At 70.9% G+C, this 25,358-nt stretch carries 24 protein-coding genes; 11 read left to right on the top strand and 13 right to left on the bottom strand.

Annotated elements, in window-relative coordinates:
* Positions 1-22: 22 nt before the first annotated feature.
* Genes OG490_RS12270 through OG490_RS12260 form a run of 3 tightly spaced genes read right to left on the bottom strand, consistent with a single transcriptional unit; the run spans position 23 to position 2,672 of the window.
* Complete coding sequence (locus OG490_RS12270; protein ID WP_330296322.1) at positions 23-889, bottom strand: metal ABC transporter permease; 867 nt, start codon at positions 887-889, stop codon at positions 23-25.
* Positions 889-1,680, bottom strand: coding sequence for a metal ABC transporter ATP-binding protein (locus tag OG490_RS12265; protein ID WP_330296321.1), 792 nt, complete (start codon positions 1,678-1,680; stop codon positions 889-891). Before OG490_RS12265 ends, OG490_RS12270 begins: the two co-directional genes overlap by 1 nt.
* 29 nt (positions 1,681-1,709) lie before the next feature.
* A complete protein-coding gene (locus OG490_RS12260; protein WP_330296320.1) occupies positions 1,710-2,672 on the bottom strand; it encodes a metal ABC transporter substrate-binding protein in 963 nt (320 codons plus the stop codon).
* Between the two features lie 156 nt (positions 2,673-2,828).
* On the opposite strand from OG490_RS12260, the gene OG490_RS12255 reads away from it, so the two are divergent.
* Complete coding sequence (locus OG490_RS12255) at positions 2,829-4,211, top strand: glycine--tRNA ligase (protein WP_330296319.1); 1,383 nt, start codon at positions 2,829-2,831, stop codon at positions 4,209-4,211.
* Positions 4,212-4,457: 246 nt separating this feature from the next.
* Here OG490_RS12255 and OG490_RS12250 read toward each other — a convergent pair whose 3' ends face one another.
* From OG490_RS12250 to OG490_RS12225, 6 genes are all read right to left on the bottom strand, one after another.
* Positions 4,458-5,177, bottom strand: a complete 720-nt coding sequence (locus OG490_RS12250; protein WP_330296318.1) for a VC0807 family protein — start codon at positions 5,175-5,177, stop codon at positions 4,458-4,460.
* Between the two features lie 123 nt (positions 5,178-5,300).
* Positions 5,301-5,894: a TetR/AcrR family transcriptional regulator gene (locus OG490_RS12245; protein ID WP_330296317.1), complete on the bottom strand. Its 594-nt coding sequence runs from the start codon at positions 5,892-5,894 to the stop codon at positions 5,301-5,303.
* 21 nt (positions 5,895-5,915) lie between these two features.
* Entirely contained in the window at positions 5,916-6,950 is a 1,035-nt protein-coding gene (locus tag OG490_RS12240) for an aldo/keto reductase (RefSeq protein ID WP_330296316.1), read from the bottom strand.
* 78 nt (positions 6,951-7,028) lie between these two features.
* On the bottom strand, positions 7,029-7,457 hold the full coding sequence (locus tag OG490_RS12235; protein WP_330296315.1) for a MarR family winged helix-turn-helix transcriptional regulator: 429 nt from the start codon (positions 7,455-7,457) through the stop codon (positions 7,029-7,031).
* Positions 7,458-7,464: 7 nt separating this feature from the next.
* Positions 7,465-7,881 (bottom strand): SRPBCC family protein, encoded by a 417-nt coding sequence (locus tag OG490_RS12230; RefSeq protein WP_330296314.1) that lies wholly within the window; start codon positions 7,879-7,881, stop codon positions 7,465-7,467.
* 89 nt (positions 7,882-7,970) lie between these two features.
* Entirely contained in the window at positions 7,971-8,315 is a 345-nt protein-coding gene (locus OG490_RS12225; protein WP_330296313.1) for a DoxX family protein, read from the bottom strand.
* A 90-nt stretch (positions 8,316-8,405) separates the two neighbouring features.
* On the opposite strand from OG490_RS12225, the gene OG490_RS12220 reads away from it, so the two are divergent.
* On the top strand, positions 8,406-8,861 hold the full coding sequence (locus OG490_RS12220; RefSeq protein ID WP_330296312.1) for a MarR family winged helix-turn-helix transcriptional regulator: 456 nt from the start codon (positions 8,406-8,408) through the stop codon (positions 8,859-8,861).
* Between the two features lie 61 nt (positions 8,862-8,922).
* Here the strand turns inward: OG490_RS12220 and OG490_RS12215 are convergent, their stop codons facing one another.
* The gene (locus OG490_RS12215) at positions 8,923-10,416 is read right to left on the bottom strand and encodes an MFS transporter (RefSeq protein ID WP_330296311.1); all 1,494 of its coding nucleotides are present in this window, start codon (positions 10,414-10,416) and stop codon (positions 8,923-8,925) included.
* 64 nt (positions 10,417-10,480) lie between these two features.
* Between OG490_RS12215 and dusB the strand changes: the two genes are divergently transcribed.
* The 5 genes from dusB to OG490_RS12190 all read left to right on the top strand — a co-directional run bounded on the left by dusB (position 10,481) and on the right by OG490_RS12190 (position 17,479).
* Positions 10,481-11,623 carry a tRNA dihydrouridine synthase DusB gene (gene dusB / locus OG490_RS12210; protein ID WP_330296310.1) on the top strand — a complete coding sequence of 381 codons (1,143 nt, stop codon included), beginning with the start codon at positions 10,481-10,483 and terminating at the stop codon, positions 11,621-11,623.
* Positions 11,624-11,998: 375 nt separating this feature from the next.
* On the top strand, positions 11,999-14,707 hold the full coding sequence (ppdK, locus tag OG490_RS12205) for a pyruvate, phosphate dikinase (protein ID WP_330296309.1): 2,709 nt from the start codon (positions 11,999-12,001) through the stop codon (positions 14,705-14,707).
* 503 nt (positions 14,708-15,210) lie between these two features.
* Complete coding sequence (locus tag OG490_RS12200; RefSeq protein WP_330296308.1) at positions 15,211-16,308, top strand: ArsR/SmtB family transcription factor; 1,098 nt, start codon at positions 15,211-15,213, stop codon at positions 16,306-16,308.
* 164 nt (positions 16,309-16,472) lie between these two features.
* The gene (locus OG490_RS12195; protein WP_330296307.1) at positions 16,473-16,937 is read left to right on the top strand and encodes a group III truncated hemoglobin; all 465 of its coding nucleotides are present in this window, start codon (positions 16,473-16,475) and stop codon (positions 16,935-16,937) included.
* A gap of 134 nt (positions 16,938-17,071) precedes the next feature.
* Complete coding sequence (locus tag OG490_RS12190; RefSeq protein ID WP_330296306.1) at positions 17,072-17,479, top strand: VOC family protein; 408 nt, start codon at positions 17,072-17,074, stop codon at positions 17,477-17,479.
* A gap of 27 nt (positions 17,480-17,506) precedes the next feature.
* On the opposite strand, the gene nirD is transcribed toward OG490_RS12190, so the two are convergent.
* Genes nirD through OG490_RS12175 form a run of 3 tightly spaced genes read right to left on the bottom strand, consistent with a single transcriptional unit; the run spans position 17,507 to position 21,707 of the window.
* A complete protein-coding gene (gene nirD / locus OG490_RS12185; RefSeq protein ID WP_330296305.1) occupies positions 17,507-17,842 on the bottom strand; it encodes a nitrite reductase small subunit NirD in 336 nt (111 codons plus the stop codon).
* Complete coding sequence (gene nirB, locus OG490_RS12180) at positions 17,839-20,382, bottom strand: nitrite reductase large subunit NirB (RefSeq protein ID WP_330296304.1); 2,544 nt, start codon at positions 20,380-20,382, stop codon at positions 17,839-17,841. Before nirB ends, nirD begins: the two co-directional genes overlap by 4 nt.
* 2 nt (positions 20,383-20,384) lie before the next feature.
* Complete coding sequence (locus OG490_RS12175) at positions 20,385-21,707, bottom strand: NAD(P)/FAD-dependent oxidoreductase (RefSeq protein WP_330296303.1); 1,323 nt, start codon at positions 21,705-21,707, stop codon at positions 20,385-20,387.
* A 168-nt stretch (positions 21,708-21,875) separates the two neighbouring features.
* Here OG490_RS12175 and OG490_RS12170 point away from each other — a divergent pair, with 168 nt between their 5' ends.
* From OG490_RS12170 to OG490_RS12155, 4 genes are read left to right on the top strand one after another with little or no spacing between them, the layout of a single operon-like run.
* Complete coding sequence (locus tag OG490_RS12170) at positions 21,876-23,171, top strand: ferredoxin reductase family protein (protein WP_330296302.1); 1,296 nt, start codon at positions 21,876-21,878, stop codon at positions 23,169-23,171.
* Positions 23,172-23,224: 53 nt separating this feature from the next.
* Complete coding sequence (locus OG490_RS12165) at positions 23,225-23,539, top strand: hypothetical protein (RefSeq protein ID WP_330296301.1); 315 nt, start codon at positions 23,225-23,227, stop codon at positions 23,537-23,539.
* 36 nt (positions 23,540-23,575) lie between these two features.
* The gene (locus OG490_RS12160) at positions 23,576-24,352 is read left to right on the top strand and encodes a sulfite exporter TauE/SafE family protein (protein ID WP_330296300.1); all 777 of its coding nucleotides are present in this window, start codon (positions 23,576-23,578) and stop codon (positions 24,350-24,352) included.
* 22 nt (positions 24,353-24,374) lie between these two features.
* Positions 24,375-25,355, top strand: a complete 981-nt coding sequence (locus OG490_RS12155; protein WP_330296299.1) for a class I SAM-dependent methyltransferase — start codon at positions 24,375-24,377, stop codon at positions 25,353-25,355.
* Positions 25,356-25,358: the final 3 nt, after the last annotated feature.

The following is a 25,358-nucleotide window of genomic DNA, read 5'->3' as shown; positions in this document are numbered from 1 at the left end:
GGCACAAGGGTGCCCGAGGCCTTCAGACCCTTACGTCATCGCGCGTGCAGACCTCTTCGTCGGCCCGCGCGGCCTTCGCCCGGCGCCGGGCCAGGGGCGTGGACGCCGCCGTCATGACCACGAACACGGCGATGGCGAGCAGCACGATGGCGCCACCGGAGGGCGCGTTGACGTAGTACGTCGCGGCCGTGCCGGAGAGCGAGACCAGGACTCCGATCAGCATGGACAGGCTCAGGGTGGCGGCGAAGCCCCGGGTGACGCGCTGGGCGGCGGCGACGGGGATCACCATCATGGCGCTGACCAGCAGCAGGCCGACGATGCGCATCGCGACGGTGACGGTGACGGCGGCGGTGACCGCCAGCAGCAGGTTCAGGAAGCGCACCGGCAGGCCCGTGACCCGGGCGAACTCCTCGTCCTGGCAGATCGCGAACAGCTGGCGGCGCAGGCCGACGGTGACCGCGATGACGAACACGGCGAGGACCACGGCGGTGATGGTGTCCTCGGCCGAGACGGTCGTGATGGACCCGAACAGGTAGCTGGTCAGATTGGCCGTGGAGCCGCCCGGAGCCAGGTTGATGATCATCACGCCGCCGGCCATGCCGCCGTAGAAGAGCATGGCGAGCGCGATGTCCCCGCTGGTCCTGCCGCGGGAGCGGATCAGCTCCATGCCGACCGCGCCGATGACCGCGACCAGGGTGGCCATCCAGACCGGGCTCGTATTGAGCAGGAAGCCGAGTGCGACACCGGTCATGGCCACGTGCCCGATGCCGTCGCCCATGATGGCCTGGCGGCGCTGCACGAGGTACGTGCCGATCGCGGGGGCCGTGATGCCGACGAGGGCGGCGGCGATCAGGGCCCGCTGCATGAAGGCGTAATCGAGGAGGTCCATCAGCTCAGCAGTCCCGTCCGGAGCGGCTCGGCGTCGTGCGCCGCGTGGGGGTGTACGTGGTCGTGGCCGGGCAGCGCGTGCTGGCCCAGGGCCTCCGGGGGCGGCCCGTCGTGCATGACGCAGCCGTCGCGCAGGACGACGGCCCGGTCGATCAGCGGTTCCAGCGGGCCCAGCTCGTGCAGGACGAGCAGGACGGTGGCGCCGGCGGCGACCTGGGTGCGCAGGGCGTTCGCCAGGACCTCCTGGTTGGCGAGGTCCACGCCGGCCATCGGCTCGTCCATGATCAGCAGTTCGGGTTCGACGGCGAGCGCGCGGGCGATGAGCACCCGCTGGTGCTGCCCGCCGGAGAGGGCGTTGACCGAGGCGTCGGCGTAGGAGCCCATGTCGACCAGGTCCAGCGCGCGCTCGACGGCGGCCTTGTCGCCCTGGCGCAGGAACCCGAAGCGGGTGCGCGCGAGGCGGCCGCCGGAGACCACCTCGCGGACGGTGGCGGGCACCCCGCTCGCGGCGGTGGTGCGCTGCGGGACGTAGCCGATGCGCGACCAGTCGCGGAAGCGCTTGAAGTCCGTACCGAAGAGCGAGAGCTCCCCGGCGCTCAGCGGGACCTGGCCGACCACGGCGCGCACGGCCGTGGACTTGCCGGAGCCGTTGGCGCCGAGGAGCGCGACGACCTCGCCGCGGCGGACGGCGAGGTCGATCCCGCGCAGCACGGGGCGCGAGCCGAGCGAGGCCGTGGCCCCGCGCAGGGATATGACGGGCTGGTCCTGCGCCTGCGTGGGCTCGGACTCCATGGCTCGCGCCTCCGTTGCTGTTACTGCCATTACTTGTTGCCGAGCGCCTTCTGCAGGTTCTTCAGGTTGGACCGCATGACCTCGAAGTAGTCAGCGCCCTGGGACTTGTCCGTGATTCCCTCGAGGGGGTCCAGGACGTCGGTCTTCAGGCCGGTGTCCGTGGCGAGGGTCTTGGCCGTCTTGTCGCTGGCCAGGGTCTCGAAGAACACCGTCGAGACATTGTCCTTCTTCGCGATGGCCTGCAGTTCCTTCATCCGGGCCGGGCTCGGCTCGGACTCGGGGTCGACGCCGGAGATGCCCTCCTGGTCGAGCCCGTAGCGCTCGGAGAGGTAGCCGAAGGCGGAGTGGGTGGTGATGAAGGTCTTGGAGGCCGTGTTCTTCAGGCCGTCCTTGAACTCGGTGTCGAGCGCGCCCAGTTTGGCGAGCAGCTCGTCGGTGTTCTTCTTGTAGTCCGCCGCGTGGTCGGGGTCGGACTTCTCCAGGGCCGCGCCCACGCCCTTGGCGATCTCCGCGTACTTGACCGGGTCGAGCCAGACGTGGGGGTCCTCGCCGGCTTCGCCGTGGCTGTGGTCGTCGGCGCCCTCTTCCGAGCCGTGGTCGTGGCCGGAGTTGCCATGCACCTCCAGCTTGGTGAGGGTGGCGGCGTCGACGATGTTCTTCACGCCGGACTGGGCGACGGCCTTGTCGACGGCGGGCTGCAGCGTCTTGAGGTAGAGGACCACATCGGCCTCACCGAGCTGCGCGGTCTGCTTCGGGGTGATTTCCAGGTCGTGCGGCTCGACCCCGGGCTTGGTCAGGGTGTCGACCTTCACGTGCTCCTTGCCGATCTGCTCGGCGAGGAACTGCATCGGGTAGAAGGACGCCATCACGTCGAGCTTGCCGTCCTTGCCGCCGGTGGCTCCGGCAGCGCCCGAGCAGGCGGTGAGGGCCGTGGCGGCGAGGGCAACGGCTCCGGCGAGGGCGGCGGTGGGTATGAGGCGTCGTACGTTCATGACATCCATTTTCATCAAAGATGGAAACGATTGTCAAAAACCCTGGTGGGGGAGGCGCTGGGCGTCCGCGGAGGGGGGTCCCGATTTGAAAGGGGGGGTGCGGGCGCCGGTAACCTTGAGGCTTCGCCGTTCGTCCTCGTAAATGAAGAGAGCACCGTGGCCGCCGACAAGATCGAAACCATCGTCAGCCTGAGCAAGCGCCGTGGCTTCGTTTTCCCGTGCAGTGACATCTACGGCGGCTCCAAGGCCGCCTGGGACTACGGCCCGCTCGGTGTCGAGCTCAAGGAGAACATCAAGCGCCAGTGGTGGAAGGCGATGGTCACCGGACGTGAGGACATCGTCGGCCTCGACTCGTCCGTGATCCTGGCCCCCGAGGTCTGGGTTGCCTCCGGTCACGTCGGCACCTTCTCGGACCCGCTGACCGAGTGCACCTCCTGTCACAAGCGCCACCGCGCCGACCACCTGGAAGAGGCGTACGAGGCCAAGCACGGCCGCGTGCCCGCCAACGGCCTGGCCGACATCAACTGCCCCAACTGCGGCGTGAAGGGCCAGTTCACCGAGCCCAAGCAGTTCTCCGGCATGCTGGAGACCCACCTGGGCCCGACCCAGGACACCGGCTCCAAGGCGTACCTGCGCCCCGAGACCGCCCAGGGCATCTTCACCAACTTCGCCCACGTGATGACCACCTCGCGCAAGAAGCCCCCGTTCGGCATCGCGCAGATGGGCAAGTCCTTCCGCAACGAGATCACCCCCGGCAACTTCATCTTCCGCACCCGCGAGTTCGAGCAGATGGAGATGGAGTTCTTCGTCAAGCCGGGCGAGGACGAGCAGTGGCAGGAGTACTGGATGCAGGAGCGGTGGAACTGGTACCGCGACCTCGGCATCCGCGAGGAGAACATCCGCTGGTACGACCACCCGAAGGAGAAGCTGTCCCACTACTCGAAGCGCACCGCCGACATCGAGTACCGCTTCAACTTCGGTGGCAATGAGTTCTCCGAGCTCGAAGGCGTGGCCAACCGCACCGACTTCGACCTCAAGGCCCACTCCGCCGCTTCCGGCTCGGAGCTCGTGTACTTCGACCAGGAGACCAAGGAGAAGTACACCCCGTACGTCATCGAGCCGGCCGCCGGTGTCAACCGCGCCATGCTCGCCTTCATGCTCGACGCGTACAACGAGGACGAGGCCCCCAACGCCAAGGGCGTCATGGAGAAGCGCACCGTGATGCGCCTCGACCCGCGCCTGTCCCCGGTCAAGGTCGCCGTCCTGCCGCTGTCCCGCAACGCGCAGCTCTCGCCGAAGGCCAAGGGCCTCGCCGCCGACCTGCGCAAGTTCTGGAACATCGAGTTCGACGACGCGGGCGCCATCGGCCGCCGCTACCGCCGTCAGGACGAGATCGGTACGCCGTTCTGCGTCACCGTCGACTTCGACACCCTCGACGACAACGCGGTGACCGTGCGCGAGCGCGACACCATGAAGCAGGAGCGCGTCTCCCTGGACCAGATCCAGAGCTACCTCGGCAGCCGCCTGCTCGGCTGCTAGCGCCGCGTCAGGCAACATTCGCCCCGTCGCGACGCCCGGCACGCACTCTCGCCGCACCGGCCGAAAGCCAAGTACATCCAGTACGAGCGCTTCCGGCCGGCACGCCGAGAGCACGCACCGGGCGCCGCTCCTCCAGGGCAAACGCTGCCCGACGCGACGCTAGGTTCCCGCCGCGAGAACGGCAGTGGCCCGGTGCGCATCGCGCACCGGGCCACTGCCGTTTTTCAGGGCGCGGTCAGAGCCCGGCTACGCGGGCGCCGGACCTCCCGCGGCCGAAGCCGCCAGGGCCGCGGCCCTGGCCTGGCCCTCGGCCTGGGTCCGCTTCGAGAAGCGGATGGTCCAGAAGATCAGCGAGAGCAGGAAGCCGTAGATCAGGAGAGGACTGACCACGACCATCGTGTCCACGCTCAGCAGGTACACCAGCACCACGCGCAGCGAGGCCTCCACCAGGTAGGCGACGCCCCAGACGGTGGTCATCTTCCGCATCGCCTTGCGGAAGTCGGGGTACTGCCAGAGCCCGTTGAAGTACGCCACGCCCTCCTTGGTCCCGTCGGTGCCGAACTTCCGGCCGAAGTAGAACATCAGCGGACGGGGAGTGAAGAGGGTGGCGATGCAGAGCAGGCCGAAGAGCCCGGTCACCCCCGAGTCCTTGATGAGCAGGGCGCGGGCCGAGTGCGTGCCGATCAGCGTGACGAGCGCGGTGATCACCAGGAAGACGAGGGTGACCACGGCGAACTCGTCGACCTTGCGGCGCCAGGCGAGGTGGATCGCGGAATCGACCACCGGCCAGGCTCCGCTGACCAGCAGCGCGGCGAACTCGCTCCAGCCCCGGTCGGTCAGCATGTTGTACGTGAGGATCGGCGCGACCACGTTGAATCCGATGGTCAGGATCCAGCCGATGGCGGCTGCGGCTCCAGACCGGGCCGGTGGGCCGGACTGTGCTGCCGGTACTTCCTGAGCGGACAAGGTTCCCCCTGGAACAGACCTGATGAAGTGCGGTAAGGGGAACGTAAGAACGCCGCAGGGGTGTGACAAGGGGCTGGGGCCCAAAATGATGATCAAGCCGTCCGGAATGGCCGATTCCTGACTTCAGGCGCGCAGGCCCCGGATGATCAGGGCGGTGACCGCCTCGAACTCCGCGATGATGCTCGGCGAAAGCCAGTCCGCCGCGTACTGCGGATCGTGGAAGCGGCCGGTGGCATCGAACACCGCGCGAGCGGCGGCCGGGACGTCGGCCGCGCTGAGCGATCCCTCCGCGACCCCCTCGCCGATGATCCGGGACAACTGCTCGATCAGCTCGGTCAGATGCCGGTCGACCACACCGCTGTTCTCGGCGAGCAGCACGATGTACGTCGCGAACAGCTCCGGGTCGTCACCCGCCTTGTGGCGCTTGGCCTCGAACAGCGCCTCCAGCCAGGATTCCAGCTTGGAGGGGGCCGGCTCGGCCGGCGCCGAGGCGATCTCCTCCAGCATGACCACGCTCTTGGCGAGCCAGCGGTCCGTGACGGCCTCGCGCAGCGCCGCCTTCGACGGGAAGTGCCGGTACACGCTGCCGTGGCTGACGCCCAGGGCTCGGGCCACGTCGACCACGGTCGCCTTGGTGGGGCCGAAGCGGCGCAGCACCTCCTCGGTGGTGGCGAGGATGCGCTCGGGGCTGAGGGGCTCGGCGGCTGCGGGGGGCATGAGTACGACCGTACAGCCGGATCAGTGCTCGCTGTCCAGGTGGGCCATCTGCGCCGCCGGATACCGCTCCCCGGCCGCGGAGCCGACCGGAACCGCCTCCTCGATGGCGGCGAGGTCGGCGGGGGACAGGTGTATCTCCAGGGCGCCCAGCGCCTCGCCGAGCCGCTCGCGGCTCCGGGCGCCCACCAGCGGCACGATGTCCTCGCCGCGCGAGAGCACCCAGGCGATGGCGGTCTGCGCGACGCTGACGCCCTTCGCGTCGGCGACCTTGCGCAGGGCGTCGACCAGGTCGAGGTTCCGGTCGAGGTTGTCGCCCTGGAAGCGCGGGCTCATCCCGCGGAAGTCGTTCGGGGCCAGCTCCCGCTCGCGGGTGAAGTGCCCGCTGATCAGGCCGCGGGAGAGCACCCCGTACGCCGTGATGCCTATGCCGAGCTCCCGGGAGGTCGGCAGGATTTCTTCCTCGACCCCGCGCGAGATCAGGGAGTACTCGATCTGGAGGTCGGCGATCGGGGCCACGGCGGCGGCGCGGCGCAGGGTGTCCGCGCCGACCTCGGAGAGCCCGATGTGCCGGACGTGCCCGGCCTCGACGGCCTCGGCGATGGCGCCGACGGTCTCCTCGATCGGGACGGCAGGGTCCACGCGCGCGATCCGGTAGATGTCGATGTGGTCCCGGCCGAGCCGCTGGAGCGAATAGGCCAGGAAGTTCTTGACGGCCTCCGGCCGCCCGTCGTACCCGGTGAAGCCGCCTTCGACGGTGCGCAGGGCACCGAACTTCACGCTGGTCAGCGCCTTCTCGCGGGCCGCGGCGGGCGCGGTGCGCAGGGCTTCGCCGATGAGGAGCTCGTTGTGCCCCATCCCGTAGAAGTCGCCGGTGTCGAGGAGCGTGACGCCGGCATTCAGGGCAGCGTGGATGGTGGCGAGGGACTCGGCCCGGTCGGCGTCCCCGTAGAGGGCGGACATGCCCATGCAGCCCAGCCCCAGCGGGAAGACGGAGGGGCCGGTGGTGCCGAGGCTGCGGTATGCGGTGCTGGTGCTGGTGCTCTCGTGTGAGGTCATGGAACGAGAATGGCATGACGGGTGACAGATTTCAATATCTGTCACCCGTCATGTGGATGAACCGTAGAACGGGCGCCGTCAGGCCTCGGGGCGGGCCAGTCGGCTGAGGAGGGTCACGGCGTCCTCGCGCGGCACCGGCCGGAAGAACTCCGCGTCGACCTGCTCCACGGCGGCGATCGCCCGCGGGGCCAGCTCGGCCCCGGCTCCGGTGACGCGCAGCCGCTTGGCGCGGGTGTCGGCGGGGTCGACCTCGCGCGCGACGAGCCCCTTCTGTTCCAGGGTCCGCACCACCTGGGAGGTCATCTTCACGTCGGTGCCGGCCTGCTTCGCCAGGGTCTGCTGGTTGGGGTGTTCGCCCTGGCCGTTGAGCCACCAGGTGCAGGCGAGCAGGACGAACTGCACGTGGGTCAGGCCCAGGGGGCCCAGGGCCGCGGTGATGCCGCGCTGCCAGCGCAGCGTGGCGTGCCAGAGTAGGAATCCGGGGCTCTCGCCGGGGGTCAGGGCCATCGGCCGGTCAGCCCTGAGCGGCCCGGACCAGTGCGGCCATGGTCTCGGGCCAGTCGCCCGTGATGGCCGGGCCGATCTCGGGGCCGACCTCGTCGGCGCCCTCGCCGGTGATCTCCATCCGGTACACCACCCGGCTGCGGTCCGGGCCGAGCGCCTCGATCCGGTGGGCGGTCCGCAGGACCAGCCCGGCGAAGCGTGCCTCGTCGACGAACGACTCGCCTTCGACCGCCTCCGCGACGAGCAGTTCCACGGGGTCCTGGCCGGCCGGGGTCATCGTGATCAGGGCGCCCGCCGCGAAGGGGCCGCGGAGCTCGATCTTCTCGATGTCGGCGTTCCAGGTGCCCCAGTTCTCGACGTCGGCCCACAGGGCCCAGATCGCCGCGGGCGTGGCGGTGGTCTCGATGGCGTGCTCGTACTTCCACATGGTGGCCTCCTCGGCAGATGTTCTGTACGCAGACTATCTCCGCGCAGAATATCTGTCCAGGAGGCCGGTCCCGTGTCGCCCGGCGGGGGTCAGGCGGCCAGTCGCAGGACGAGGGCGGCCACCGCGAGCAGGGCGAGGACCGCCGCCGGGGCGAGTTCGTAGTCCTTCACGCGCAGGTGCGCGATGACGGCCCCGATGAAGTAGAGCGTCACGCCTATGGCGGCCGCGACGCCCAGCGGGGCCAGCCACAGGCCCGCGACCAGGCCGATCGCGCCCGCCGCCTTGACGGCGGCCAGCCGCGGCAGCCAGGAGTCGGGCACCTCGACCTTCTGCATGCTCGACATGATCGCGGGGTTGCGCCGGAGCATGAAGGTGGAGGAGGCGGCGAGGGTGAGGGCGAGCAGGACGCCGACGACGGCGTAGGCGATGAACATGAAGAACTCCAACAATCGGCGATGTCAGATCATTGAATAGCATCAACGATCGATAGGCCACAATCATTTCCGAGTTGTTACGATGTGGCCATGACGGCGCCCCAGGAGTCCTCGCACCACCCGCAGCGGCTGGGCCTGCTCCTGGCCTGGCACGGATCGGTCACCCAGACCCGGATGAAGAGGGCGCTGAGCGCCGCCGGGCTCACCCCGCGCCACGCGATGACCCTGATGCACCTGTCCGACGGCCCCGTGGGCCAGCGGGCCCTCGCCGAACGGCTGGAGGTGGACCCGAGCGTGCTCGTGGGGATCCTCAACGACCTGGAGGGCGAGGGCCTCGCCGAGCGCCGCCGGGACCCGGCCGACCGCCGCCGCCACAACGTGGCCATCACCGACGCCGGGTCCGTCGTGCTCGCCAGGACCAACGCCGCCCTCGACGAGGTCGAGCTCGGCCTCTTCGCGGGCCTCTCGGAGCAGGACCAGGACGTCCTGCGCGGCCTGCTGGCCCGGATCGACTCGCGCGCCGAAGACTTCGACTGCGCGGAGTAGAGCGAGGCCGGACACGACCCCGGACGCAACGCCGGGCACGACCCCGGACGCAACGCCAGGCCTACGGTCCGACGCGCGGCGGAGCGCCCGTCCGGGCCGGGTCGGGCCCGGGCTCCAGGGTGCGGGCCGTGCGCAGGGCCGTCCCGCGGGCCCACCGGCCGCTGGTCAGGAGGCCGACGACCAGGACGAGCAGCCCGCAGACCGTGATGATCCACCAGGCGGGCTCGGCCGCCGCCAGGAAATCGGCGGCGGACGCGGGGCCGGAGTCGGCCCCGGGGGCGGACGCGGAGCCCGCCAGTCCGGCGGCCAGGACCGCGCCCACGACGGCCACGCCCAGGGTCCCGCCGGTCTGCCGGCTGGTGGAGGCGACCGCGGCGGCCACGCCCGCCTGTGCGCGGGGCATCCCGGAGACCGCGGTGTTGGTGATCGGGGCGTTGACCATGCCGAACCCGAGTCCGAAGAGCACGTACCCGCAGAACAGCAGCGGCGTCGAGCTCTCGGCGGAGAAGGCGGCGAACAGCAGCCCGCTCGCGGCCATGGTCACTCCGGCGACCACCAGCGGCAGCCGCGGCCCCCGGGTGCCGACCAGCCGCCCCGACACGGGTGCGCACAGGAAGGCGAGCGCCGCCATCGGCAGCATGTACAGCCCGGCGTGCAGGGCGTCGAGGCCCCGTACCTCCTGGAGGTAGAGGGTGTTCAGGAACAGGAACCCGGACAGCGCGGCGAAGGCGCTGACCGCGATCACCGTGGCCCCGCTGAAGGGGGCGCTGCGGAAGAACCGCGGGTCGATCAGGGGCTCCGCCCGCCGGGGCTCGTAGATCAGCAGCCCGGCCAGGGAGCCCACGGCGAGCGCCGCGCAGCCCAGGATGAGCGGGGAGTGCCAGCCGGCGGCCGGGGCTTCGATGATCCCGTAGGTCACGGAGCCGAGCAGCCCCATGACCAGCAGCTGTCCGACCGGATCCGGGCGGCGGGGGTGTTCGGCCCGCGACTCGGGGACGTAGCGCAGGGTCAGCGCGAGGGCGAGGAGTCCGACGGGGAGGTTGATCCAGAAGATGGACCGCCAGCCCACGGTGTCCACGAGCAGGCCTCCGACCAGCGGGCCCGCGGCCATGGAGATGCCGACGACCGCACCCCAGGCGCCGATGGCGCGGGCCCGCTCGCGCGGGTCGGTGAAGGTGTTGGTGATGATCGACATGGCGACGGGGTTGAGCATCGAGCCGCCGACCGCCTGGACCATCCGGAAGGCGATCAGCCAGCCCAGGCTCGGCGCGAGCGAGCAGAGCACCGATCCGGCGGTGAAGAGCACGAGCCCGACGGTGAACACCCTGCGGCGCCCGATCCGGTCCGCCGTGGAACCGGCCAGCATCAGCAGCGAGGCCAGGACCAGCGTGTACGCGTCGATCGTCCACTGCATGCCTGCCACGGAGGCGCCCAGTTCGCGGCGCATGGAGGGGAGGGCCACGTTCAGTACGGTGTTGTCCAGGCTGACGATGAGCAGGCTCATGCAGCAGATCGCCAGGACCAGCAGGCGTCTCCTGGGGCTCAAGTCGCACATGATGCCGATAGTACGCCTAACTAAAGAAATATGAGGACCGGCGCGTCTGCGCGACAATGGGGGGATGACCACGCTCCCCCCGCCTCTCGCGATCGGCCCGCACACCGTGCAGCCCCCGGTGGTGCTCGCGCCGATGGCCGGCATCACGAATGCCCCGTTCCGTACCCTGTGCCGCGAGTTCTCGGGCGGCAAGGGGCTGTTCGTGAGCGAGATGATCACGACCCGGGCCCTGGTCGAGCGCAACGAGAAGACCATGCAGCTGATCCACTTCGACGAGACCGAGAAGCCGCGGTCCATCCAGCTGTACGGGGTCGACCCCGTGACGGTCGGCAAGGCGGTCCGCATGATCGTCGAGGAGGACCGCGCCGACCACATCGACCTCAACTTCGGCTGCCCGGTCCCCAAGGTCACCCGCAAGGGTGGCGGCTCGGCCCTCCCGTACAAGCGCAACCTGCTGCGCGCGATCCTGCGCGAGGCCGTCGCCGGTGCCGGCGACCTCCCCGTCACGATGAAGATGCGCAAGGGCATCAACGACGAGCACCTCACCTATCTCGACGCCGGCCGGATCGCCGTCGAGGAGGGCATCACCGCCATAGCCCTGCACGGCCGCACCACCGCCCAGCACTACGGGGGCACGGCCGACTGGGAGGCCATCGCGCGGCTCAAGGAGCACGTCCCGGAGATCCCGGTGCTCGGCAACGGCGACATCTGGTGCGCCGAGGACGCGCTGCGCATGGTCCGCGAGACCGGCTGCGACGGCGTGGTCGTGGGGCGCGGCTGCCTGGGGCGGCCCTGGCTCTTCAACGACCTGGTCGCGGCCTTCGAGGGGCGTCCCGAGGACTTCCACAAGCCCACGCTGCGGGAGGTCGGGCAGACCATGCTCCGCCATGCCCAGCTGCTGGGGGAGTGGATCGGCGACGAGGCGCGCGGGGTGATCGACTTCCGTAAGCACGTGGCCTGGTACACCAAGGGCTTCTCGGTGGGTTCGGAGATGCGGCAGAAGCTCGCAGTCACCTCCTCCCTGGCCGAACTGGACGCTCATCTGAGCGAGCTCGATCTGGACCAGCCGTGGCCCGAGAGCGCGGACGGTCCGCGCGGCCGAACGTCCGGAAACAACCGTGTTGTCCTGCCCGAGGGCTGGTTGAAGGATCCGTACGACTGCGCGGGCGTGAGCGAGGAAGCCGAACTGGACACGTCCGGAGGCTGAGAAATCGCTGGCAAACCGTGCCAGTGATGGCGTGACATACGCCACGCATGGGTGAGGTTTCGCTCAGATGAGCGCAATAGTCACGGGTAAGACTTTCAAAGGGTGGCACTGGGTGCCACCCTTTGTGTGTTCAAGTATTGAACGCAAATGTATCGATGATCGCTCATCCGAGCGTGAACAGGCCTCAGTGAGCCCCTCAGTCTTCGGGAGATGAAGACTCTTCGTATGTTCTGGCTACTCGCCAGTTACATTCGATCTGCTGGCGGGTGGGTGGTTACGGCCACATGACGGCCAAGTGGACGTACCCATAAGCCTTCGATCTGGGTATGTTCCTGGCCGTCAGGGCAGCCACCGAGCCTCGAGGAGTCGAGACCCGTGTCGGAAAACAAAGATCAGAAGTTCGTCTACGACTTCACCGAGGGCAACCGCGACCTCAAGGACCTTCTCGGCGGCAAGGGTGCCAACCTCGCCGAGATGACCAACCTGGGTCTGCCGGTCCCTCCCGGCTTCACCATCACCACCGAGGCCTGCAAGGTCTACCTCGAAAGCGGCGAGGCCCCGGCCGCGCTGCGCGAGGAAGTCGGCGCGCACCTCGCCGCCCTCGAGGCGAAGATGGGCAAGAAGCTCGGCCAGTCGGACGACCCGCTGCTGGTCTCCGTGCGTTCCGGTGCCAAGTTCTCGATGCCCGGCATGATGGACACCGTCCTCAACATCGGCCTCTCCGACGCGTCCGTGACCGGCCTCGCCACCCAGGCCGGTGACGCGCGCTTCGCGTGGGACTCGTACCGCCGCCTCATCCAGATGTTCGGCAAGACCGTCCTCGGCGTGGAGGGCGAGCTCTTCGAGGACGCCCTCGACCAGGCCAAGGCCGCCAAGAAGGTCACGGTCGACACCGACCTCGACGCCGCCGACCTCAAGAAGCTGGTCACCCGCTTCAAGAAGATCGTCGCGAAGGAGGCCGGCCGCGAGTTCCCGCAGGACGCCCGCGAGCAGATGGACCTCGCCGTCGAGGCGGTCTTCAACTCCTGGAACACCGACCGCGCCAAGCTCTACCGCCGCCAGGAGCGCATCCCCGGCGACCTGGGCACCGCCGTCAACATCTGTTCCATGGTCTTCGGCAACCTCGGTCCCGACTCGGGCACCGGCGTCGCCTTCACCCGCGACCCGGCCAGCGGCCACGCGGGCGTCTACGGCGACTACCTCCAGAACGCCCAGGGCGAGGACGTGGTCGCGGGCATCCGCAACACCGTCCCGCTGGCGGACCTGGAGGCCCTCGACAAGGTCTCGTACGACCAGCTCATGGCGATCATGACGAAGCTGGAGAACCACTACAAGGATCTCTGCGACATCGAGTTCACCATCGAGCGCGGCCAGCTGTGGATGCTCCAGACCCGCGTCGGCAAGCGCACCGCCGGTGCCGCCTTCCGCATCGCGACCCAGCTCGTGGACCAGGGCCTGATCACCGAGGCCGAGGCGCTCCAGCGCGTCAACGGCGCGCAGCTGGCCCAGCTGATGTTCCCGCGCTTCGACGAGGACTCCAAGACCCAGCTGCTCGGCCGCGGCATCGCCGCCTCCCCGGGTGCGGCCGTCGGCAAGGCCGTCTTCGACTCGTACACGGCCGTCAAGTGGTCCCGTTCCGGCGAGAAGGTCATCCTGATCCGCCGCGAGACCAACCCCGACGACCTGGACGGCATGATCGCCGCCGAGGGCATCCTGACCTCGCGCGGCGGCAAGACCTCGCACGCCGCCGTCGTCGCCCGCGGCATGGGCAAGACCTGTGTCTGCGGCGCCGAGGACCTCGAGGTCGACACCAAGCGCCGTCGGATGACGGTCGGCGGTCAGGTCATCGAAGAGGGCGACGTCGTCTCCGTCGACGGCTCCACCGGCAAGGTGTACCTGGGTGAGGTACCGGTCGTACCGTCCCCGGTCGTCGAGTACTTCGAGGGCCGCATGCACGCCGGGGCCGACGACGCCGACGAGCTGGTCGGCGCCGTGCACCGGATCATGGCCTACGCGGACCGTGTCCGCCGGCTGCGCGTGCGCGCCAACGCCGACAACGCCGAGGACGCGCTGCGCGCCCGCCGCTTCGGGGCCCAGGGCATCGGCCTGTGCCGCACGGAGCACATGTTCCTGGGCGAGCGCCGCGAGATGGTCGAGCGCCTGATCCTCGCGGACACCGACAAGGAGCGCGAGGAGGCACTGAGTGCCCTCCTGCCGCTCCAGAAGAAGGACTTCGTCGAGCTGTTCGAGGCGATGGACGGGCTGCCCGTCACCGTCCGCCTCCTCGACCCGCCGCTGCACGAGTTCCTGCCCGACATCACCGAGCTGTCGGTCCGCGTCGCCCTCGCCGAGTCCCGCAAGGACCACAACGAGAACGACCTGCGCCTGCTCCAGGCCGTGCACAAGCTGCACGAGCAGAACCCGATGCTGGGTCTGCGCGGTGTCCGCCTCGGCCTGGTCATCCCCGGCCTGTTCGCCATGCAGGTCAGGGCCATCGCCGAGGCCGCCGCCGAGCGCAAGAACGCCAAGGGCGACCCGCGCGCCGAGATCATGGTCCCGCTCGTGGGCACGGTCCAGGAGCTGGAGATCGTCCGCGAGGAGGCCGACCGGGTCATCGCCGAGGTGGAGGCCGCCACAGGCACCAACCTCAAGCTGACCATCGGCACCATGATCGAGCTGCCGCGCGCCGCGCTGACCGCCGGCCAGATCGCCGAGGCCGCGCAGTTCTTCTCCTTCGGTACGAACGACCTGACCCAGACGGTGTGGGGCTTCTCCCGCGACGACGTCGAGGCCAGCTTCTTCACCGCGTACCTGGAGAAGGGCATCTTCGGGGTCTCTCCCTTCGAGACCATCGACCGCGACGGCGTCGGCTCGCTGGTCCGCAGTGCCGTCGAGGCCGGCCGGGCCACCCGCCCCGACCTCAAGCTCGGCGTCTGCGGAGAGCACGGCGGCGACCCCGAGTCCGTCCACTTCTTCCACGAGGTCGGACTGGACTACGTCTCCTGCTCGCCGTTCCGGATCCCGGTCGCGCGCCTGGAGGCCGGCCGCGCCGCCGCCGAGGCGAAGGGCAGCGACAGCCGCTGACCGCCCCCGGCCCCTTCGTGGGGGCCCGCCTGGCCCTGTCGTGAGGGCCCGCTTGGACTGCGCCTGCCCCCGGGTTCCCTGACACCCGGCGGCAGGCGCGCCTATTTCCCGGCTGTTCGCCGCTGTTCCCGGCTCTTCCGGTCGATCCCGTCGTTCCGGGCCGTTCCGGGCGGGCCCGGCCGGTCAATATTGGTTCAATGTTGTTCCATACGCCTTAACGGCACCAGGCGGTGGACGGATCCCCACCCGTCCACCGCCTGCCGCCAATCCGCCGGACACGTCGGCGCTTCCCGGTGCGACCGACCGCCAGGCCCCGCAAAGCCCCCCACGGCCTTCGCGGAGCGTTTCGGTCGCGCCGGAGTGTGCCCGGCGGAGTACAGGATTTCGGTTGTCACACCTCCGCCGAAAGGGGTTTCAACTGTGGCTGAAAGGCCATGGTGACCACGTGTGACGGCGTGCATACTCATGGGGCGGGGGGTTGCGGTTGCACATGTGGGGGTTCGGTGCTGCGTATCCATTTCACTGGAGTGGACCTCGCTCGCGTAAGGATGGCAGGTCGTCCCGATGCGTTGTGGGAAACGATTCTGAGTTTTCACCGTTTAAGAGACCGGCGAGATACCCGGCTCTTCGGTGAATGGCGTACGGAAACCCGGAGCAGGTTGAATGGTGAAACACGTCTGCTGGGTGCGCTGATACCCAGCCGCGGCTATTTCCCCGATTTCCTGACCCCCGTAGAGGGTCAGTACGGATGGGACGTGGGCCTCGACGCCCTGCGCGGGATCCGTCCCGAGCGGATGCGCCGGGAGCTCGCCATCCTGGGCCGGAGCGCGGGTGCGGGCGCGGGCTCCGGTATGGCCGCGGCCTTCGGGATGCCCGCGGACACGGGTACCCGTGCGGCTACGGGTGCCCGCGCGGCCACGGTCGCCGACGCCCCCGTCCCGCGGCGGCTGCGGGACTTCATGGAGGGTGCCACCGCGCACCTGCCCCGCCTCATGGGCGAGCTGCGCGGCTACCACCGGGCCGCCGTGGAGCCCTACTGGACGCACATCCAGGCCCAGATCGAAGCCGAGCGGGCCGCCCGCGGCCGGGCGCTGCTCGACGGCGGAGCGGACGAGCTACTCGCCTCGCTGCCGTCCATGCTGCGCTGGCGGGCTCCGGTCCTGGAGTGCGACTACCCCGTGGACCGTGACGTACGGCTACGGGGGCGCGGGCTGCTGCTCCAGCCGTCCTTCTTCTGCCGGCGCACGGCGGTGACCCTGCACGACCCGGAGCTGCCGCCGGTGCTGGTCTACCCGGCCGCGGCGCAGCTGGCTTCGGCCCAGCCGGGCGGGGAGGCGGCCCGTCCGGCGGAGGAGCAGCGCCGGTACCGCCAGCGCACCCTGGGCAAGCTCGTCGGGCACACCCGCTCGGTGGTCCTCGAGGCCATCGGCGACGGAGCCACCACGAGCGAGCTCGCCCGCCGGGCCGGGGTCTCGCTGGCCTCCGCGAGCACGCACGCCGGGGTGATGCGGGAGGCCGGCCTGGTGACCACCCTGCGCCAGGGCAACGCCGTCCTGCACACGGTCACCCCGCTCGGGGCGGCGCTGCTCAAGGGGACGTGAGCGCCCGATAGGACATGTGCTCGAACGCACGCTCCGGTTATCGAATTCATGTGCGTTGAATTCCGACCGCCGGAGCGTGTTTTCGGCGCTGTCTGGCCTGATGTGACCTGTCGCGGGACTTTCTCCCCTGGGTGGGCTCCGCCTTGGGGGAGGATGGTGGAGCAATGAACCACTTCGCCGCCGATGCCGACATCTCCGGCCGCGCCGACCTCGACGTCGTGCTGCGCCGCTTCTACACGGCAGCCTTCGCCGACCCGGGGATCGGGCCGTTCTTCACCGAGCTCGCCGGCACCGACCTCGACGTGCACCTGCCCCGGATCACCGACTTCTGGGAGCGGGCCCTGTTCCGCAGCGCCGACTACCGGCGCAACGCCTTCGCCCCGCACGCCGCCCTGCACTCGGCACGCGAGCTGACCGCCGAGGACTTCGGCCGCTGGGTGCAGCTGTGGCGCGCCACGATCGACGGACTGCACCGCGGTCCGAACGCGGAGCGCGCCAAGGCGATGGGCGAGCGGATCGCGCTGACCATGCACAAGCGGCTGAACGGCGCCGAGGCCCCGCTGCGGAGCGAGGACGGGCTCGGCTTCATCCCGCTGGCCGCCCTGGAGCTCGGGCTGGCAACTGCCTGACCCCTGCCCGACCCCGCCTGACCTGCGCTTTCAGGTCATCGGAAAAAAAGTTCGCGGGGAGCGATGAGTTTCCCGGGGCGCCGGGGTCTACCTCTCGAAAGCAACGGAAACACACCGAGAGAAGAGAGACCGCGATGTCCTCCACCATGATCTTCGTCAACCTGCCGGTCAAGGACCTCGAGGCCACCAAGACCTTCTGGAGCAAGCTCGGCTACGGCTTCAACGCCCAGTTCACCGACGAGAACTGCGCCTCGATGCCCATCACCGAATCGATCGTGGCCATGTTCCTGACCGAGGCCCGGTACAAGGACTTCACCCACAAGGCCATCGCGGACGCCACCAAGACCTCCGAGGTGCTGCTGTGTCTGAGCGCCGAGAGCCGCACCGCGGTCGACGAGCTCGTCGACGGGGCCCTGGGGGCCGGGGCCACCGAGCCCCGCCCCGCCCAGGACCACGGCGTCATGTACGGCCGCGCCTTCGACGACCTCGACGGGCACACCTGGGAGATCATGTGGATGGACCCCTCGATGATCCAGGGCTGAGCCCCGGGCCGGGATCCGGCCCGGTCCTCAGGACGAGGTCGCGGCGGTCCGCACCGGGTAGGTCCGGACCGCCACCTCCTCGTCGTCCAGGCAGCGCCCCGACTCCAGGTCGAAGCGCTGCTTGAGCAGCGGGGAGGCCACGAAGGCCCGGCCGGCCGCCGAGCCGACCAGCCCGCGCGAGAGCACGTACGCCCCGGTGAAGGGGTCCCGGTTGCCGATGGCGTACGGGCGCCCCTTGCGGTCGACGAACACCGCGGCCTGGCTCCCGTCGGGGAGCAGGGCCGCGACCCCGCGCCCGGGGACCAGGGAGGACAGCTCGCACACCGTCAGCCAGCCTTCGTCCACCTGCAGTTCGACGGTCATCGGGTGCCTCCTACGGGCTCCAGGGTGAGGATCGCCAGGTCGGGCTTGACCTGGTCGCGCTCGGGGACGAACTTCACGGTCGGGTCGGGGGCGCCGGGCGCGTTGACGAAGGACACGAACCGGCGCAGCCGCTCCGGGTCCTCCAGCGTCTCGGCCCACTCGTCGCGGTAGTGCGCCACGTGGTCCGCCATCAGCGACTCCAGCTCGGCGCACAGCCCCAGCGAGTCGTGCACGACCACGTCCCGCAGGTGGTCCAGGCCGCCCTCCAGCCGGTCCAGCCAGGTGGAGGTGCGCTCCAGGCGGTCGGCGGTGCGGATGTAGAACATCAGGAACCGGTCGATGAGCCGGACCAGTTCGGCGTCCGACAGGTCCTGGGCCAGCAGGTCGGCGTGGCGCGGGGTGGCTCCGCCGTTGCCGCCGACGTACAGGTTCCAGCCACTCGCCGTCGCGATGACCCCGAAGTCCTTGCTCTGCGCCTCCGCGCACTCGCGGGCGCAGCCGGAGACCGCCGACTTCAGCTTGTGCGGGGCGCGCAGCCCCCGGTAGCGCAGCTCCAGGTCGATGGCCATGCGCACGGAGTCCTGGACCCCGTAGCGGCACCAGGTCTGGCCCACGCAGGACTTCACCGTCCGCAGGGCCTTCCCGTACGCGTGCCCGGACTCGAATCCGGCGTCGACGAGCCGGGCCCAGATGCGGGGCAGCTGGTCCACGCTGGCGCCGAAGAGGTCGATGCGCTGGCCGCCGGTGATCTTCGTGTAGAGGCCGAAGTCGCGGGCCACCTCGCCGATCACGATGAGCTTGTCCGGGGTGATCTCGCCGCCCGGGATGCGCGGGACGACCGAGTACGAGCCGTTGCGCTGCATGTTCGCGAGGAAGTGGTCGTTGGTGTCCTGGAGCGCCGCCTGCTCGCGGTCCAGGACGTAGCCGCTGGCGCCCAGGGTGGGGGCGAGCGAGGCGATGATCGAACCGAAGGCAGGCTTGCAGACCTCGCAGCCCTCGCCGCCGCGGGCGCCCTCGCGGCCGTGGCTGTCGAGGAGCTGCTCGTACGAGGTCACGCGCAGGGTCCGGACGATCTCGTAGAGCTCGGCGCGGGTGAAGGGGAAGCAGCCACACAGCCCCTTGTCGGCGGCGGCCGGCAGCAGCTGTCCGATCACCTTGAGGCAACTGCCGCAGCCGGTGCCCGCCTTGGTGCACTTCTTCACCTCGGGCAGGGTGGTGTGCTCGGTGATGGCCTTCTTGGTGACGTTGTGGCAGGAGCAGATCACCGCGTGGTCGGGGAGCGAGGCCGGGCCGAGCGCCACCGGCGCCCCCACCCCGGCGGGCAGCACCAGCTGCTCGGGGGTGACCGGAGGCACGGAGCCGGTGAGCGGGCGCAGCAGGCCGTAGGAATCGGCGTCGCCGACCAGGACCCCGCCGAGCAGGACGCCTTCGGAGGAGACGACCACCTTCTTGTAGACCCCGGAGCGGGAGTCGGAGTAGACGACGTCGAGGCTGCCCTCGGTCGCGCCGTGGGCGTCGCCGAAGGAGGCCACGTCCACGCCGAGCAGCTTGAGCTTGGTGGAGAGGTCGGCCCCGGTGAACTCCTTCTCCCGGCCCAGCAAGTCCTCGGCGGCCGTCTCGGCCATCTCGTAGCCGGGGGCGACCAGCCCGTAGACGCGGCCGTCGGCGGCCAGCGCGCACTCGCCGATGGCGTAGATCTGCGGGTCGGAGGTGCGGCAGTGGGCGTCGACCGCGATGCCGCCGCGCTCGCCGACGGTCAGGCCCGAGTCGCGGGCGAGCTGGTCGCGGGGGCGGACGCCCGCGGAGAAGACGACCAGGTCGGCGGGGACCGTGGAACCGTCGGACAGCTTCATGCCGCTGACCGAACCGTCCTCGCCCGTCACCACCTCCTGGGTGCCGACGCCCGTGTGGACGGTGAGCCCCATGTTCTCGATGGTGCGCAGAAGCGCCGCGCCGCCGCCCTCGTCGACCTGCACGGGCATCAGCCGGGGCGCGAACTCCACTACCCGGGTGGCCAGCCCGAGCCCCTTGAGCGCGCCGGCGGCCTCCAGGCCGAGCAGCCCGCCGCCGACCACGGCGCCGGTCGTGCGCGTCTTGGCGTACTCCTCGATCGCGAGGAGGTCCTCGATGGTGCGGTAGACGAAACAGCCCGGGGCGTCCTTGCCGGGGACGGGCGGCACGAAGGGGTAGCTGCCGGTCGCGAGCACGAGCACGTCGTACGGGAACACCCGCCCCGACCGGGAGGTGACGGTACGGGCCTCCCGGTCGACGGTCTCGGCGGGGTCGTCGAGGTGCAGGGTGATCCCGTGCTCCGCCATGAACCCGGCCGGGACCATCGACAGGTCCTCCGGGGTGCTGCCGGAGAAGTACGAGGTCAGGTGCACCCGGTCGTAGGCGGGCCGGGGCTCCTCGCAGAGCACGGTGATCCGGTGCGTGGCGGTGGCGCCCCGCTCGGCGAGTGCCTCCAGGTAGCGCTGGCCGACCATGCCGTGGCCGATGAGCACGATGGCGGGGGTGGGCGTGGGCGTGGCTGCGGCCATGATCAGGAGCCTCCGTCGTCGGTGAGCAGGTGGAACAGGTCGGTCGGGCCGTGCTCGTCGGTGAGAGCGGCGCTCTCCTCCCAGCTGCGGGCGAGGGCGCCCACGCTGGAGAGTTCGCCGAGCAGGACCCCGCCGACGAGGCGGTCGCCGCGGACGACGACCTTGCGGTAGGTGCGGCGGGTGGCGTCGGTGAGCCGGACCACGTCGTCGCCGGGGAGCGGGGTGGTCTCGCCGAAGGCGGCGAGGTCGAGCGGATGGTCGCCGCCGGCGGTGAGGGTGAGGCGGGTCAGGGCCCGGGTCCCGGTGTATCCGCAGGCGGCGGCGGGGATGCCCTTGCCGGTGCCGAGGAGCACGCCCACGAGGGCGTCGGCCTGCTCCAGGGCGGGGCCGGCCAGACCGTAGACCCGGCCCGCGTGCTCGGCGCAGTCGCCTACAGCGTGGATGCGGGGGTCGCTGGTGCGGAGCTCGTCGTCGACGAGGACGCCCTTGCCGACATCGAGGCCGGCGGCCTGGGCGAGTCCTGTGCGGGGGCGGACGCCGCAGGCGAGGACGACGAGGTCGGCGTCGAGGCGGTAGCCGTCGGCGAGTTCGACCCCGGTGACGCGGCGGGGTGCTCCGGCAATTTCAGCCTCGCCGGCGTTTGAGGCGCGGGGTCCGGGGCGGAGTCCCGGGAGCGGAGCCGCGGAGGTGGTCGACAGCCCGCGGACCCGGCATTCCGTGTGGATCTCCACGCCCAGGCCGGCCAGGTGCAGCCGCAGCAGCGCCGAGGCCTCTGCGTCGAGTTGGCGCTCCATCAGGCGCTCGCCCTGCTGGGCCAGGACCACCTGGGCGCCGCGCTCGGCCAGGGCGCGGGCCGCCGAGACGCCGAGGAGGCCGCCGCCGATCACCACCGCGCGCACGCCGGGACGTACGGCACCGGACAGGGCCAGGCAGTCGTCCATGGTGCGGAACGCGTGGACCCCCTGGGGGAGTTCCCGTCCTTCCGGTTCGAACAGGCCGCGCAGGGCGGGCAGCACCGGGTTGGAGCCCGTGGCCAGGACCAGGGTGGAGTACGGCTCGACCGTTCCGTCGTCGCAGTGCACTACCTGTTCCGCCCGGTCGATCCGGACCGCCCGTACCCCCCGGCGCAGCGCCGGGCCGGGGGACGGGAGCGTGATCACCTCCGGCGCGTACCGGCCCGCGAGGACCTCCGCGAGCAGCACCCGGTTGTAGGGGGAGTGGGCCTCCTCGCCGAGGACGGTCACTCCCGCGCCGAGCCGGGCCGCGACCCGCAGGCCCGCGAGCCCACCGCCGATCACCACCACACGCTGCTGTTCCGAGGTCATGACACGAGCGTGCGCGGCCGCTGTTTCCCCGCCGCATCGCCGTTGTTACCCGCACGGAACGCCGACCTCAGCGTCCGGGTTAAGGGTCCGTGAGGCGTTCCTCAAGGCCGCCTTAAGGATCACCGGGAGGGCCGGGGAGCCGCCCGGAGCGCCCTTAGCGTGGCCCGTATGCGAGATGCGGCGGTACGGGTCAAGGGCGGGATGCTCGGTGGGGCGGGGGTCGTGACCCTGCTGTGGGCCGCCCAGGTGCACCCCTCGGCCCGGCTCGACGCCCTGTTCGCGACCGCCGCCCACCTGTCCGGCCTGCTCGCCGGGTACGGGGTCCTCGTGCTGCTGTTCCTGATGGCCCGGGTCCCCGCCGTCGAGCACGGGGTCGGCGCCGACCGGCTCGCCCGCTGGCACGCGCTGGGCGGCCGCCACGTCCTCCTGCTCTGCTTCGGGCACGGGCTCCTCGCCCTGTGCGGGTACACCGTCCACGAGGGGATCGACGTCCTCTCCGCCGTCCGGGCCCTGCTCGGCTACCCGGCCCTCGCCGCCGCGGCGGCCGGTACCGTCCTGCTGGCCGCCGTCGGCATCACCTCCGCCCGATCCGTACGCCGCCGGGTCCCGCACGAAACCTGGCGCGGGGTGCACCTGCTGGTCTACCTCGCCGCCGCCCTGGCCTTCGGGCACCAGCTCGCCGGGCCCGACCTGGCCCTCGTCGCCTGGTTCTGGGCCCTGGCGCACGCCGTCGTCGCCGTCCTGCTCGTCTGGTACCGCGCCGTGGTCCCCGTACGCCAGGCCCTGCGGCACGCACTGCGCGTCGCCGAGGTCCGCGCCGAGGGGCCGGGGGTGGTCTCCGTCGTCGTCTACGGGGAGCACCTCGCGGAACTGCGCGCCGAGCCGGGGCAGTTCCTGCGCTGGCGGTTCCTCCAGCGGCGGCTGTGGCACACCGCGCTGCCGTTCTCGCTGTCGGCGCCGGTCCGCGGGGACACCCTGCGCATCACCGTGAAGGCCCTCGGAGGCCACTCCCGCCGGATCCGCCGGCTGCGCCCCGGCACCCGGGTCATCGCCACCGGCCCCTTCGGGGCGCTCACCGCCGCCCGCCGGACCCGGACCAAGGTGCTGCTCATCGCCGGCGGGGTCGGGATCACCCCGATGCGGGCCCTGTTCGAGACGCTGCCCGGCGGGCCCGGGGACATCACCCTGCTCTACCGGGCCGGGGCCGAGGAGCAGCTGGTCCTGCGCTCCGAGCTGGAGGCCATCGCCGCCGAACGGCGGGCCGGGCTGCACTACCTGCTCGGGCGTTCGGACGAGGCCTACGATCCGCTGGCTCCGCGGGCGCTGCTCGGGCTGGTCCCGGACCTGGCGGAGCACGACGTGTACCTGTGCGGGCCGCCGGGGATGGCGGACGCCACCCAGTCGGCGCTGCTGCGGGCCGGGGTGCCGGCCGACCGGATCCACTCCGAGTGCTTCAGCTTCTGAGCCACCCGCTCCTGACTCCGCTCCCGATCCTGCTTCCGAGAGGCCGTCGCATCATGCGTCACCCGCTGCACGTCGCGCTGTCCGTGTCCGTACCGGCGGTGTCCGTACCGGCCGGGCCCGGGCCCGGGCCCGGCCCGGCCGTCGCGGCGGTCGCCCGGCACCGCAGGCCGCGTAGCTCCCCGGTGCATGTCGTGCGGGCCGCGCTGGCCTCCGTACCGCCCGCGCGGCGGCTGGCGGCCGGGCTCGGGCTGGCCAGCGTGCTGGCCGCGAGCGTGCTGACGGTGGTGGTGGACCCGGCGGCTCCGGCGGCCCCTGACCGGGTGCCTTCCGGCGGAACCTCAACCTTTGCGAAAGTTTCCCGGGATTGATGGCTGCTACAGCCAACGGCTCCGTAGGGTCGGGCCGTGCCTGACATATCGACAACCATGATCATCATCTTGTGCGTGGCCGCCGCGGCGGCCGGCTGGATCGACGCCGTCGTGGGCGGCGGCGGCCTGCTGCTCCTGCCCGCCCTGCTGCTCGGTCTGCCGAACGCCCACCCCGCCACCGTCCTCGGCACCAACAAGGCCGTGGCCATCGTCGGCACCTCGGGCGCGGCCGTCACCTACCTGCGCAAGACCACGGTGGACGTGAAACTGGCCGTCCGCATCGGACTGGCCGCCCTCATCGGCTCGATGGGCGGAGCCGCCCTGGCCGGCGGGATCAGCAAGGACGCGATGCGCCCGCTGATCATGGCCGTCCTGGTGGTGGTCGCCGGCTTCGTCATCTTCCGCCCCGCCTTCGGCACCGCGCCCGGAGCCACCCCCGTCAGCCGCCAACGCGTCCTGCTGGCCATCGCCCTGGCCGGTCTGGGCATCGGCTTCTACGACGGCCTCATCGGCCCCGGCACCGGCACCTTCCTCGTACTGGCCCTGACCGCCCTGCTCCACCTCGACCTGGTCACCGCCTCCGCCACCGCGAAGATCGTCAACGTGTGCACCAACGCCGGGGCGCTCGCCATGTTCGCCTACCAGGGCATGGTGCTGTGGCAACTGGCCGCCCTGATGGCCGTCTTCAACCTCGCCGGCGGCATGATCGGCGCCCGGATGGCGCTGAAGAAGGGGAGCGGGTTCGTCCGCGGGGTCCTCCTGACGGTGGTCGGCGCCCTGGTCGTCAAGCTGGGCCTCGAACAGTGGGGCTGACCTGGGGCGTAAGGTTCGGGACGTGCCCCGTCTCGAAATATCAGACCTGATCACCGTCACCGACCCGCACAGTCTGGCCCGGTTGCCCGTACGCCGCGCCGATGTGGTCCGCAGGCTCGCGGACAGCGGTGACCGGCTCGGGGCCCGTATCGTCGCGGAACTGCCGGCCGGCCCCGACGACGTACTCGATCCGCTCGCCGTCGACCGCCTGATGATCGGTGTACACACCGGGACGCAGCAGCTCGGCGAGGAACTGCGCCTCGACGAAGGGCTGGCGCGGATCCTCGGCCCGGTCTTCGAAACCGTCCGCGAGCTCACCGGGCGCCGCGGCCGCTTCCGCCTCGTCGACATCGGCTGCGGACTCGGCCACCTCGTCCGCCGGCTCGCCGCCACCGGCGCCCTGGGACCCGGCGTGGAACTCATCGGGGTCGACCTCGATGCCGCGCTGGTCGCCGAGGCCGACCGGCTGGCCCGCTCCGAGGGGCTCGACTGCCGGTTCGTCCACGGCAACGCCTTCGACCTCCCGGAGGTGGCCACCGTCTACGTCTCCACCGGAATGCTGCGCCGGTTCCGCGGCCCCGACCTCGCCGAGTTCTTCCGGGCCCAGGCCGACTCGCCGGCTCTCGCCTTCTGCCACTTCGACATCGCCGCCACCCGGCTGGCACCCGTCGGAGCCTGGATCCAGCACCGCACCCGCACGCGCGATCCGCTCGCCCGCCACGACGGGTTCGCCGCCGCCCTGCGCGCCCACTCCGACGAAACCCTGCTGCGCGCCGCGAGCATTCCGGGCATCCGGCCCCTGGTCTACGGACCCCCGCGGCCGGCCCGTCCCTTCCGTACCGCCATGCGCCCGGTCATCGGCATCCGCCCGGAGCTGGAGGCCCCGCTGCGCGAGGCCCTCGGGCGGTCCTCCGGGCGGCTGATGGGCGCGGAGCGGTTGGGCGCGGGCGGCCCGTGGCCGAGCAGGGACGGTGCCCAGTCCGGCGCCGGCGCGGGTCAGTAGGGG

The sequence above is a fragment of the Streptomyces sp. NBC_00503 genome, assembly GCF_036346895.1.
Taxonomy (GTDB): domain Bacteria; phylum Actinomycetota; class Actinomycetes; order Streptomycetales; family Streptomycetaceae; genus Streptomyces.
Note: the sequence above shows the minus strand (reverse complement) of the source record. Positions and strands in the feature narration are given on the sequence as shown.

Coding starts and splice junctions, on each gene's coding strand:
- OG490_RS12195 (WP_330296307.1), top strand. CDS start 16,473: ATGAACCACTTCGCCGCCGATGCCGACATCTCCGGCCGCGCCGACCTC.
- OG490_RS12220 (WP_330296312.1), top strand. CDS start 8,406: ATGACGGCGCCCCAGGAGTCCTCGCACCACCCGCAGCGGCTGGGCCTG.
- dusB (WP_330296310.1), top strand. CDS start 10,481: ATGACCACGCTCCCCCCGCCTCTCGCGATCGGCCCGCACACCGTGCAG.
- OG490_RS12225 (WP_330296313.1), bottom strand. CDS start 8,315: ATGTTCATCGCCTACGCCGTCGTCGGCGTCCTGCTCGCCCTCACCCTC.
- OG490_RS12170 (WP_330296302.1), top strand. CDS start 21,876: ATGCGAGATGCGGCGGTACGGGTCAAGGGCGGGATGCTCGGTGGGGCG.
- OG490_RS12175 (WP_330296303.1), bottom strand. CDS start 21,707: ATGACCTCGGAACAGCAGCGTGTGGTGGTGATCGGCGGTGGGCTCGCG.
- OG490_RS12230 (WP_330296314.1), bottom strand. CDS start 7,881: ATGTGGAAGTACGAGCACGCCATCGAGACCACCGCCACGCCCGCGGCG.
- OG490_RS12270 (WP_330296322.1), bottom strand. CDS start 889: ATGGACCTCCTCGATTACGCCTTCATGCAGCGGGCCCTGATCGCCGCC.
- OG490_RS12265 (WP_330296321.1), bottom strand. CDS start 1,680: ATGGAGTCCGAGCCCACGCAGGCGCAGGACCAGCCCGTCATATCCCTG.
- nirD (WP_330296305.1), bottom strand. CDS start 17,842: ATGACCGTCGAACTGCAGGTGGACGAAGGCTGGCTGACGGTGTGCGAG.
- OG490_RS12245 (WP_330296317.1), bottom strand. CDS start 5,894: ATGCCCCCCGCAGCCGCCGAGCCCCTCAGCCCCGAGCGCATCCTCGCC.
- OG490_RS12240 (WP_330296316.1), bottom strand. CDS start 6,950: ATGACCTCACACGAGAGCACCAGCACCAGCACCGCATACCGCAGCCTC.
- nirB (WP_330296304.1), bottom strand. CDS start 20,382: ATGGCCGCAGCCACGCCCACGCCCACCCCCGCCATCGTGCTCATCGGC.
- OG490_RS12235 (WP_330296315.1), bottom strand. CDS start 7,457: ATGGCCCTGACCCCCGGCGAGAGCCCCGGATTCCTACTCTGGCACGCC.
- OG490_RS12215 (WP_330296311.1), bottom strand. CDS start 10,416: ATGTGCGACTTGAGCCCCAGGAGACGCCTGCTGGTCCTGGCGATCTGC.
- OG490_RS12165 (WP_330296301.1), top strand. CDS start 23,225: ATGCGTCACCCGCTGCACGTCGCGCTGTCCGTGTCCGTACCGGCGGTG.
- OG490_RS12190 (WP_330296306.1), top strand. CDS start 17,072: ATGTCCTCCACCATGATCTTCGTCAACCTGCCGGTCAAGGACCTCGAG.
- OG490_RS12260 (WP_330296320.1), bottom strand. CDS start 2,672: ATGAACGTACGACGCCTCATACCCACCGCCGCCCTCGCCGGAGCCGTT.